Source organism: Bacillus litorisediminis (assembly GCF_022808645.1).
GTDB lineage: Bacteria > Bacillota > Bacilli > Bacillales > JC228 > Bacillus_BF > Bacillus_BF litorisediminis.
Window position 1 is genome coordinate 114,228 of record NZ_JAKZKT010000009.1, and the last position, 10,878, is coordinate 125,105.

Here is a 10,878-nt window from a genome sequence, read left to right on the forward strand (position 1 = left end):
ATCTAAATGAATCATTTAGAAGGGAAAATAGGGATAAGGGAATATGTCTCGATTCTTATCATTCTAGTAGGGTTAAGACTCGCTGATGATACACCCGTACTTATTACAACTGACGCCAAAAATGCTGGATGGATCATTCCTTTGATAAGCGGGGTTATTTCTATAATCCCGGTATTTTTATTGGTTCAAGTGTTCTCAGTACATCGAGAAAAAAATTTATTCCAAATTTTAATTCATCTGTTTGGAAAATGGCTTGGTACAGCTGTTTGTTTTATTTTATTTATACTAGGTCTTATCGGTTTTACAAGTGAAGCCTCGGTATACACTGACATTATCGGAACCATGTATTTCTCTAAAACGCCAACAATCCTGATTTATTCTATTTTAATGGTTGTATCGGTCTATGGGGCAAGAAAGGGACTTTTGCATATTGGCTCTGTTTCCTGGCTCGTGATTTTTTATGTAAAAATAGCTTTGTTTATTTCACTGATTCTTTCCTTTACCAAAGGAAACTACTTGTATATATTTCCTATATTTGGGGAGGGATTAGGAGAAATCATGAAAGAGGGAGCTTCAAAAATATCGATTTATATTGATTTTTTATTATTTATTGGATTTATTGTACCGTTGTTTCAAAATTTCCATCAATTTAAAAAAGGAACTAAAATTGCGCTAATTATAGTTAGTATAGAACTGTCTGTTGCTGTCCTTTCGTACATTATGCTATTTGATTATGTTACCGTATCCAAATTAAATTTCCCTTTTCATGAAACAATCCGTTATATAAGTTTTGGATTTATAACGAATATTGAAACATTTTTCTTTCCATTTTGGCTGATTGCTACGTTTTTAAAGTTTTCTGCTTATTTACATATAGTTACGTTAATGTTTGCGCAAATTTTTAAAATTAAACGAACTGAAAGGTTAATCCCGCTGTTCGCAGTTGCAGTTCTATTTTTAGGGATGCTGCCAGAAACCCCCACCTTTACTATTTTTAGTCTTAGAGACCAGTTATTCGATTTTACTAGCTCGCTTTTTTTTATACTGCCGTGTGTAATGTGGATCTTTGCTAAAATTAAAGGAGATTTTAAGAATGAAACTGAAATCAATCCTTATTAAATCATGCCTAATAGTGAGTTATACACTGTTATTGACAGGATGTTACGATATGTCTGAGACTGATAAAAGAGCTTATGTAGTTGGAATCGGTTTAGATAAAGCAGAAGAAGAAGGTAGTATAAAAGTTACATATTTAATAGCTAATCCCGAGGTCGGAAGCCAACAGTCAGGCGGAAATGCAAATGAACCGCCTTTAGAAGTGATCAGTTTCTATGCAAATGATTTTATGGTGTCGAGAAATATAGCCAATGCAGTCATAGCAAAAGAAATTACGTACGACATTTTAAATGTATTGTTCGTCTCCGAAGAGCTTGCAAGAGATAAGGATTTTATTAGGTGGATGTATCAGGCAACAAAGGACCGAGAAATAAGAAGGGATATTTATTTTGTCGTAACCAGAGAAAGTGCATTTGAGTATATTCAATCTAATAATCCAAAACTTGAGACAAGACCCCACAAATACTTTGAGTTAATCATCCAACGCGGGATTCAAACTTCATTAATTCCAAATTCCGATTTAAATCGTTACTTTAAAATAACAGAGGCTGATGCAGATTTATTTTTATCGATCCTTACATCTTTACAAAAAGATCAGGAACAATTAAATCGGAAAAAAGATGATGAATTTATAGCAGGAGATATCCGATTTGAAGGAGAAACCAGCAAGACACAATTTATCGGTTCTGCAGTATTTAAACAGGGGAAGATGGTTGGTACATTAACAGGAGAAGAGACTAGATTTTCATTCTTATTGAATCAGGCTAATGGAAAATCGAGTGACATGCTAACAACCTTTCCAATCCCCGATAATGAGACATATCGGCTAACAGCCAGGCTACAAAAAAGAAAGAACATTAAAATGAAAATGGATTTGAAAAATAAAAAACCTAAAATTGATGTAACTCTACCGTTAAAGGTGGAGATACTATCTGACCCGTTAATGGTTAGCTACCCAAAAGATAAGGAAAAACTCGAGGAACTTAGGCTTTTTCTTGAAGACCGAATAGAAAGTAAAATGGAGAATCTCGTAAAGAAAACTCAAGAAGAATTTGGGACCGATCCATTTGGCTGGTCATTATATGCCAGAAAAGAGTTCTTAACTCTTAAACAATGGGAGGAATTTGATTGGATGAAAAGTTACCCTGATATGGAAATTAATATCCATGTTGATATTAGGTTTGGTCCATTTGGCAGACAAGGAAAATTACCAAGTTTAGACGCAATAAGAGATTAATTTGAGTTCATGGATTCAATCGCCTTTCAAAAAGCCCACATATTGTGGGAGAGGGGAAAACAATGGTCATAAGAGAAGCACCCAATATGAATCATAGACTAAAGTTAAAGGTGCCAAAAACGAATATACAATAAAATGGGCTTCGAAATAGAAAGAATAAAAAGGGATCCGCTGTTAATAGAGGGAATTTATATAGAAGAATATTACATGTCAAAATTACTGTACGGAGGGGGGATATGAATGGAGGCAGGCTTTGTTGAGGTTCAAAATCAATTATTCCGATTATTTGAGGAAGGACAAATCAAAAAAGCTTTATTCTTAATAGAGAAAGCAAGGCAGGAATATCCAAAACGGATAGATAAGACTACGTTTTGGAAAGCGTGTGCTTTTTCAAGGCTTGGACAAATAGATGAAGCCATTTCTCAGTTACAGGATGCTATCAGTAAAGATATCTGGTGGAATCCAATTATTTTAAAAAATGATCCTGATTTAGCAGCTTTACAAGAAAATAGTGAGTTTCAAAGAGTAATAGATCAATGTGAGAGAATCTTAGAAAATGTAAATAATAATAGGGTAAGACCAAACCTGGAGGTATACGGAAATAGAGAAGCAGAGGTTGGGATTTTCTCTTTACATATGCGAGGAACGAATATTGAGGATTTTGCCCCTCACTGGATGAGGGAGAATGTTTTGAAACAATACTTTCTAGGATTTCCTCAATCATCACAGGTTTTTGGATATAATGCTTTTTGCTGGGATGACCCCGAACTTACTATGAAAGACATTTCAGAAACATTTCTGCAGTTTCAAAAAGGGTTCAAAAAACCAATCGTGCTTGCTGGCGCTTCTCAAGGGGGCAAAGTCATTATGGAAATCAGTCTTGGCTTGAATCCGTTAGGAACGAAAGGCTTTATAGCGGTAATACCATCGATTAGGGAACTAGAATCGTTTGAAAATCTTTTAAAATCAAATTCTGTCAATCAAATCAAAGGTGTTATTATAACGGGAGATCAAGATCCTTTTTACAAAAAAACAGTCGAGCTGGCGCAACTATTGGAAAGCTACCAAGTCCCATGTAAGCTCGTCGTAATAAAAGGATTGGCTCATTTTATTCCTGAGGCTTTGCCTGAATTATTACAGGATGCCATTAGATATATCCGGAACTTAAAAAAATGGGAGGTTCACAGAAAAACTACGAACCTCCCAGGTATTTTACATAAATACGAAATAGATAACAGCAGCTAATACAATCCGGTAAATCGCAAACGGAGTTAATTTAATTTTGTCAATCAGCTTTAGGAAGAAACGGATTGAGATTAACGCAAACACAAACGCACTGATAAAGCCAGCAATGAAAAATGGCAGAGCATCGAGTGTGAAATACTGCCAGTTTTTTAATAGGGATAGTCCGCTGGCTCCAGCCATAATCGGTACAGCCATAATGAAAGTAAAATCAGAAGCAGCACGGTGGCTTAATCCAACTAGAACCCCGCCTGAAATGGTAGCTCCTGAACGTGAAAATCCTGGCCATAAAGAGAGGCATTGAACAAACCCGACTGTAAGTGCTTGTTTATAAGTGATTTGATCAACCGTATCGATTTTTGGAGTGTTTTTCGTGTATTTATCAGCGATGATCATCAAAATTGCTCCCAGTACTAATCCAATTAACACCGTTTTAGTCGTAAATAAATGTTCATCGATGAAATCTTCAAATAATACTCCAAGAACCCCAGCCGGAATTAAACCGATGATCACAGTGCTCAGCTTTAAACGATCCCGCTTACCCGACTGTTTTTCTCTGCCGCTTTTTGTGAGTCGATTTAATCCAAGCAAGTCCATAAATCGACTCCAAAATACCACGACAACTGCTAGGATGGAGCCGAGCTGGATTACGACTTTAAAGGTGTTGGCTGGATATTTTCCCAGGAATTCTTTCGACTGCAGCCACATATCATCCACGATAATCATGTGTCCGGTTGATGATACGGGAGCAAACTCTGTCAGTCCCTCAACAAGTCCCAAAATAATTGCTTTCAGTACTGTAAGTAAATCCATTTTTTAGATTCCCCTTGTTTAAAAATAAATGGTCCACATCATTAACGAAATAAAGAACATGGACCCTACAAAATTTTTTGACCTGTTTAAGTATACTATCATTTGGGCAAATCACAAAAGGATTTTCCACGAAGAAAATCATAAGGGTCTAGAAGAATAGATAATTAAGCAAAAAGTTCCAGGGGGTTATGTTATGATTGTAGGAATCCATCATAATGTTTTGTTTTCAAGGGAATCAGACTAAATGAGAGAATGGCTGGAAAAAGCAGGATTTACTTATCAGAAGGGTATGAATGAATGCATTGGTTCACACTGGGTTTAATCAAAATCTTGCTGCATCCCGCCGATCATCCCCAGCCATGAGATACCGTTCTATACAAATTCAAACGTTTTTTGACTAAGGCTTGGAACCGCTTGACCACGAAAAGCCTGAAGAAAATTTGACTGCACCGGGGGAGATGTTGAACTAGAATTATTCGATCCTGATGGTCGTTACTGAATTTGGTAATTCTATGGTGTCAGAAATCCGAAAAAAGAGTGTTGAGTTGAAGTCCAAGTTCAGAAAAAAGGGTTTGAGTTGTTTTAAATTGCTACTAAGTTCGGAAAACTGTTTCTAAGTTCGTTTAGATAGATGACGAGTTCGGTAAAACATGCGTAAGTTCGGTATAATGAGTCCTCAGTTCGGAAAACCCTTTGCTGAGTTCGGTTAAATGTGTGTGAGTTAAGTAATATGGATATGAGTTCTGTTATTCGGTGATACATTTGAATAATGGGCCTAATTTTTTTCAAAAAACACATTGATTTGCTGGAAAAAGCAGATAACTGTTGCTAGAAATATTGGAAGAATGGAAGTTTATATATGAAAATCGATATACAGTACAAAATACCAAAAAAAATTTTGACACCAACCAGCGGATTTTTGTACGGATATAGCCATTCGTTAAATCCTTATGCAGGCTGTGCCTTTGGCTGTTCGTATTGCTATGTAAGGCAGAGTCCAATTGGGTTGTTCAGAAAGCAAGCATGGGGAACATGGGTAGATGTAAAACAAGAGGCGCGCGAATTACTTATAAAAGAAATCCGTCAATTAAGAATGAGAAACAAAGAAATTACTATTTTTATGTCATCCAGTACGGATCCCTATCAGCCTGTTGAATATAAGGAAAAAGTGACACGAACTTTGCTTGAAGCGTTGGTTGAATCACCGCCTGATTTTCTGTTTGTTCAAACTCGAAGTCCGCTGGTAACAAGAGATATTGATTTGTTTCTGCATCTAAAAGATCGGATTCGAATCAGTGTTACTGTAGAAACAGATTTGGAAGAGGTTCGTAAAAGGTTCTCACCCCAGGCTCCACCTATTCAGGCGAGGCTGAAGGCTTTAAAGGAAATGAAAGAGGCTGATTTGCCTACTCAAGCGGCCGTTGCACCGGTTTTGCCATTTTCTAAAGAATTTCCTGCCATCTTGTCCAATGTAACTGACCGAGTCGTTATTGATGATTATTCGGGAGATGGAAGTCAGGGAAAACGAACCGATCGCCTTGGAATTAGCCAATTATATGATAAGGAACAATTGGAACAATGGTATCACAACAGACCCAGACAATTTACAGCTGAAGAAATGAAAACGGCTTTTCGTTCCGGACAAATTTTTGTGGGACAGCAGGGGTTTATGCCCTTTTAAAAAAGAGGTTAAGTAAATGAAATTACCTAACCTCTAATTCAGTTTTATTGCTTGGACTTCTTTGAGGCTTGTGGCTTTCCGCCTTTCCTTGATTTTGGATTCGTATCATTGGCATGTTCAACAGCTTGTTCCAGTTTTTTCTTCATAGTATTCCAACTCCTTTCATCATCCTAGTTTTCCCTAGCATATGGATATCATGAATGATTGAAATTAGGATTAAGCCCTTACTTTATTTCTTGACGAACATTTATTACTAATATAAAGTAACTTACATAAAGTAAGTAAAAAAACAAAAAGAATAGGTGACTAAACATGAATTTCCATCAAGCCCCGACTATTTATGTCGGTCAGGTCCATTTAAAAGCTCAAAATCTGGATAGAACCATTGCCTTTTATACGCAAATTATTGGTTTTAAGGTCCTTGAACAAACTGCAAATACTGCTGTTTTTACCGCAGATGGGAAAACACCTTTATTGACAGTGGAACAGCCTGAACATGTGAAACCATTAAATCACCGCGATACCGGCCTATATCATTTCGCGCTTTTATTGCCTAGCCGCCCTTTATTAGCAAAAGCGCTGATTCATTTGGCGAATAGCCAGTATCCTTTACAAGGTGCATCTGATCATTATGTGAGTGAAGCCATTTACTTGGCGGACCCAGACGGAAATGGAATCGAAATCTATGCCGACCGTCCAGCTGAAACGTGGAAATGGAATAACGGAGAAGTGGACATGGCAACTGTCGCATTAAATGTTCAGGATCTGCTCGCAGAAGATGATGGAACTCCATGGCAGGGATTGCCTGCAGGTACGGTTTTGGGTCATATTCACCTGCAAGTTTCTGAATTGGAAAAGATTGAGGAATACTATGTTAAAGGATTAGGACTAGATGTTGTTACCAGATACGGACGCCAGGCTCTCTTTATTTCCGATAATGGCTATCACCATCACATAGGTCTCAATACTTGGAACAGCTTAGGCGGCAGTGCCCCTGCTGAGAATAGTGTAGGATTGTCATGGTATACTCTGGTACTTCCCAGTGAAGAGGTTAAAAATCAAATGATTAATCAGTTAAAAGCTATTAATGCCTCAATTTATGAAGAAGAAGGTAAGTTATTTACAAATGATCCATCAGGAAATAAAATTTGGTTAGTGGTAAATTCATAAATAAAATATGGTAATGAAACTGCGCAGATCTGCAAATAGCATAGGTCTGCGTTTTTTGCTGAAAGGGATGGGATGTATGATTATTAAAGAACTAGACGAAAGTGTTCAAAAAGAATTAGCCGAAGTAAGAGGGGAAATTGTGGTATCAAGGGGACATGTCCATAGGCTTGATAGACTGCCAGGTTATATTGCTTTGGTTAACGGGCTTATTGCGGGGTTGATCACATATCATATTCAAGATGATGAGTGTGAAATTGTTTCTCTCGATAGTAAGCTGGAAAACAGAGGAATTGGCTCCGCACTTATTAAAAAGGTTTTAGAAGTTGCCAAATCATTACAATGCAAAAGAGTTTGGCTGATTACATCCAATGATAATATCCGCGCGATTCGATTTTACCAAAAACGGGGTTTTGATTTGGCCGGGATTCATCTAAATGCTATTACAGAAGCCCGTAAAATCAAACCTTCTATCCCGGTTATCGGGTATGATGACATTCCGGTTAAGCATGAGATTGAATTTGAAATGGGATTATAGAAATACAGCGGCTTTCATTTTGTCACGGTCGCCCCGATTTGGTGCTATGAGAGCCAGACCACGACGAACAGTTGCAACATTCATTGTCGCTCCTTCGGGAAGTACGCAGGTAAACTGACCCATTGTTGCACCACTTAGGTTCAATAATAGTTGCGAAAGCCGATTAAGGATGCGTTAAATAAGTTAGGCGGATCCTCATTCCGTTATTTGAACGAAAACCCGTACTTCAGGGGCTGAAGCGGATTCTGATTCCGCTATTCGTACAAAATCAATCAAATTTGACGGAAAAAAGGTAAATAACGGAACCAGGAACCGAAACCAGGCTTCAAACAAAGATTTTTGAATAAATAGCGGAATTGAGGATCCATTGAATAGGTTTGGCGGATCCTAGCCCTCCATACCGCGCTGCGTCACGCTACCACGCTAAAAAGAACCGGGGTTTAGTCCGGTTTTTTATTATGGAAAAAAAGGGATTTATGTCGAATTATAGAATTAGTTTTTTATATGAACAAAAGGGGGATAATTGTGAGTTATATAAAAAATATGAGAAAATACATTGGATCGGAAACACTTTTTACTGTTGGCTGCGGTGTCATTATTGAAGAGAAAGACATGATTTTGCTACAGCACCGAGCTGACGGAGACAATTGGTGCATTCCAGGCGGGATTATGGAAATTGGAGAGACGTTTGAAGACGCAGCAAAAAGAGAAGTCTTAGAAGAGACAGGGTTAACCGTTTCAAATTTAGAGCTTTTTGGCTTATACTCTGGGGAAAAATGTTTTGCTGCATATCCGAATGGAGATCAGGTTTTTAGTACTCAGGTTATTTTTTATACAAAGACATATACGGGTACTTTAAAGGCAGAGGACCTGGAAAGCAGGGAACATCGATTTTTTAAAAGAGATGAAATTCCACCTAATTTAAATCCTAGACAAAAATATTTTATTTTAGATTGGAAAAAAGGTGCGAAAACACCTGTCATCAGTTAGAAAGGAGAAGTTTCATGAGTTTTGAAAATAAGGTTGTGATTATTACTGGAGCTGCAAACGGAATTGGCAAGGCCGTGGCGCTTGAATATGCAAAGTCAGGCGGAAAAGTCGTCCTTGCTGATATTGATGAGACAAAAGGCGGACAAACCGCAGGAGAGATAAGAAATCTTGGAGGAGAAGCTCATTTTGTAAAAACAGATGTGAGAAATCCAGAAGACATTGTTAAGTTAATAGATGTTGCGCAACAAGCTTATAGCCGGATTGATATTTTAATTAATAATGCAGGAAAGGGTTTGTTTAAATCACCTTTTGAAGTAACGATAGAAGAATGGGAGGACATCATACATACGAATCTTCGCAGTGTGTTTCTATGTTCACGAGAAGCGGCAAAAGTGATGAAGGAGAATCAGTATGGAGGATCCATCGTCAATATTGCATCGACTAGGGCTATAATGTCTGAACCACATTCAGAAGGGTATGCTGCTACGAAGGGTGGTATCGTTGCGCTAACTCATGCGTTGGCAGCCTCATTAAGTGAATATAAGATTACCGTAAATGCCATTTCACCGGGCTGGATTGAAACTGGGGATTACAGTAAATTAAGAAAACAAGATCATGAACAGCATTTTTCAAAAAGGGTAGGAAAACCTGATGATATTGCGAGAGCCTGTCTGTATTTAACAGCTAAAGAAAATGATTTTGTTACAGGGATCAATTTAGTCGTAGATGGCGGCATGACGAGGAAGATGATTTACGAGGAGTAAGGGTTTGTTCTAAAATATATTACCCGCAGATATACATTTTATAAATATTTATTTGGAGGATATTTTTTTGCTCAAACGAAAATGGGGAGACAGAGCAGGTTGGAAAAGGGTCATTGAACGAACTTATAAACAAGCTTATTTAGATACGAACGAATTTGCTGGTTATATTACTCTTTTAAATATCAAAAAAGTGTCTGAGCCAGCCTTTGCAAAATATGATGAGGAAGAGATATGTATTGCAGATAACGGGTACATCTGGCTGCAGCAGTTCCCGTTAAATGCCTATCACACGGTGACTACTACCTTTGACTCGACAGGCAAGGTTGTTCAATGGTACATCGATATTTGCATCCAAACTGGAGTCAATAATAAAGGAGTGCCGTGGATGGATGATCTCTTTTTGGATATTGTGGTTCTGCCATCAGGTAAAATGTTTCAGCTAGATGCTGAAGAACTTGAAGAGGCATTGGAAAAAGGGATTATTAATCAGGATGCTTACGACCTTGCCTGGAAGGAAGCTGATCGAATCACTCAATTAATTGAATTCAACAACTTTGATCTATTAAAGCTTTCATATATTCATCTTGACTTTTTATTAGAAAATATTGAGTAAATTCCTTCAATATCAAGATTATACACCGATATTAATTAAAACGAGGTATTATAGAAGGAGTTTATAGCACATGGATATTCAAGAACTTATAGAGAAAGTCAATCAAAGTACAGATGAACTAGACTTTGTAACAGCTAGAGTTTATATAGAAGAAAATCTTAATGTATTAAAGGAGAAACAAGCTAAACTAAATAGTAATGCAAGAGAATTGCTTAGGTTTTTAGTGACGCAAATGGAGTCAGGCGTCAAACCGTTATCAAGACAAGAATTAGCGATTATTAATACCATTAACGCTTATGCCACAAAGTTTGATATGCGAGGAATTAAGTTTCTGGTTAAAGATCATTCCAAACTTTTGTTCAGAAAAGAAGTGGTTGATTACTTAAATTCAGATGCCAAAATCATACTGGAAGGGATGGGAGCTATTTCAACAAAATCTGGTTCCTCATCTTCCGTTTAAAATGTTACACGACCCATCTCATCAAATGGGTCGTAATTTTTTGGCAAAAATCATGGATCGCGAGTTGCTCTCCGAATTTTATTTTTGATTTTATCCAATCTCCATTACAATAAAAAATAGATAATAAAAAAGCCCAGTGGTAATATGTCAAGCACCAAAATCAAATGAATTGGAAATTAAAACGTAAGTTGTCTAAACCAAAGCAGATTTTGGGCATGACAAATAAACTTCGCTTTTTCTCTTTTAAAAAAAGAAAA

General features: G+C 37.2%; 11 protein-coding genes. 10 read left to right on the forward strand and 1 reads right to left on the reverse strand.

Features of this window, described 5'->3' with window-relative positions; genetic code table 11:
* The first annotated feature begins 6 nt into the window (after positions 1–6).
* From MLE14_RS06930 to MLE14_RS06945, 3 genes are all read left to right on the forward strand, one after another.
* On the forward strand, positions 7–1,119 hold the full coding sequence (locus MLE14_RS06930; protein ID WP_243297622.1) for a GerAB/ArcD/ProY family transporter: 1,113 nt from the start codon (positions 7–9) through the stop codon (positions 1,117–1,119).
* 49 nt (positions 1,120–1,168) lie between these two features.
* Entirely contained in the window at positions 1,169–2,353 is a 1,185-nt protein-coding gene (locus MLE14_RS06935; RefSeq protein WP_243297623.1) for a Ger(x)C family spore germination protein, read from the forward strand.
* A 240-nt stretch (positions 2,354–2,593) separates the two neighbouring features.
* Complete coding sequence (locus MLE14_RS06945; protein WP_243297624.1) at positions 2,594–3,598, forward strand: tetratricopeptide repeat protein; 1,005 nt, start codon at positions 2,594–2,596, stop codon at positions 3,596–3,598.
* Here the strand turns inward: MLE14_RS06945 and MLE14_RS06950 are convergent.
* The gene (locus tag MLE14_RS06950; protein WP_243297625.1) at positions 3,566–4,408 is read right to left on the reverse strand and encodes an undecaprenyl-diphosphate phosphatase; all 843 of its coding nucleotides are present in this window, start codon (positions 4,406–4,408) and stop codon (positions 3,566–3,568) included. The two genes, MLE14_RS06945 and MLE14_RS06950, sit on opposite strands and share 33 nt — an antisense overlap.
* An 859-nt stretch (positions 4,409–5,267) precedes the next feature.
* Between MLE14_RS06950 and MLE14_RS06955 the strand changes: the two genes are divergently transcribed.
* The 7 genes from MLE14_RS06955 to MLE14_RS06985 all read left to right on the forward strand — a co-directional run bounded on the left by MLE14_RS06955 (position 5,268) and on the right by MLE14_RS06985 (position 10,621).
* A complete protein-coding gene (locus MLE14_RS06955) occupies positions 5,268–6,089 on the forward strand; it encodes an SPL family radical SAM protein (protein WP_243297626.1) in 822 nt (273 codons plus the stop codon).
* Between the two features lie 312 nt (positions 6,090–6,401).
* Positions 6,402–7,259: a VOC family protein gene (locus tag MLE14_RS06960; RefSeq protein ID WP_243297627.1), complete on the forward strand. Its 858-nt coding sequence runs from the start codon at positions 6,402–6,404 to the stop codon at positions 7,257–7,259.
* A 76-nt stretch (positions 7,260–7,335) separates the two neighbouring features.
* The gene (locus MLE14_RS06965; RefSeq protein WP_243297628.1) at positions 7,336–7,794 is read left to right on the forward strand and encodes a GNAT family N-acetyltransferase; all 459 of its coding nucleotides are present in this window, start codon (positions 7,336–7,338) and stop codon (positions 7,792–7,794) included.
* A gap of 525 nt (positions 7,795–8,319) precedes the next feature.
* Positions 8,320–8,784 carry an NUDIX hydrolase gene (locus MLE14_RS06970; RefSeq protein ID WP_243297629.1) on the forward strand — a complete coding sequence of 155 codons (465 nt, stop codon included), beginning with the start codon at positions 8,320–8,322 and terminating at the stop codon, positions 8,782–8,784.
* A gap of 14 nt (positions 8,785–8,798) precedes the next feature.
* Entirely contained in the window at positions 8,799–9,548 is a 750-nt protein-coding gene (locus MLE14_RS06975) for a glucose 1-dehydrogenase (protein ID WP_243297630.1), read from the forward strand.
* Positions 9,549–9,615: 67 nt separating this feature from the next.
* Complete coding sequence (locus MLE14_RS06980; protein ID WP_243297631.1) at positions 9,616–10,161, forward strand: DUF402 domain-containing protein; 546 nt, start codon at positions 9,616–9,618, stop codon at positions 10,159–10,161.
* A 70-nt stretch (positions 10,162–10,231) separates the two neighbouring features.
* Positions 10,232–10,621, forward strand: a complete 390-nt coding sequence (locus MLE14_RS06985; protein ID WP_243297632.1) for a hypothetical protein — start codon at positions 10,232–10,234, stop codon at positions 10,619–10,621.
* The last annotated feature ends 257 nt before the right edge of the window (positions 10,622–10,878 follow it).

Bases quoted from the DNA above. Each gene is read 5' to 3' on its own strand.
- MLE14_RS06975 (WP_243297630.1), top strand. From the start codon at position 8,799: ATGAGTTTTGAAAATAAGGTTGTGATTATTACTGGAGCTGCAAACGGA.
- MLE14_RS06935 (WP_243297623.1), top strand. From the start codon at position 1,169: ATGTCTGAGACTGATAAAAGAGCTTATGTAGTTGGAATCGGTTTAGAT.
- MLE14_RS06930 (WP_243297622.1), top strand. From the start codon at position 7: ATGAATCATTTAGAAGGGAAAATAGGGATAAGGGAATATGTCTCGATT.
- MLE14_RS06950 (WP_243297625.1), bottom strand. From the start codon at position 4,408: ATGGATTTACTTACAGTACTGAAAGCAATTATTTTGGGACTTGTTGAG.
- MLE14_RS06985 (WP_243297632.1), top strand. From the start codon at position 10,232: ATGGATATTCAAGAACTTATAGAGAAAGTCAATCAAAGTACAGATGAA.
- MLE14_RS06945 (WP_243297624.1), top strand. From the start codon at position 2,594: ATGGAGGCAGGCTTTGTTGAGGTTCAAAATCAATTATTCCGATTATTT.
- MLE14_RS06955 (WP_243297626.1), top strand. From the start codon at position 5,268: ATGAAAATCGATATACAGTACAAAATACCAAAAAAAATTTTGACACCA.
- MLE14_RS06965 (WP_243297628.1), top strand. From the start codon at position 7,336: ATGATTATTAAAGAACTAGACGAAAGTGTTCAAAAAGAATTAGCCGAA.
- MLE14_RS06960 (WP_243297627.1), top strand. From the start codon at position 6,402: ATGAATTTCCATCAAGCCCCGACTATTTATGTCGGTCAGGTCCATTTA.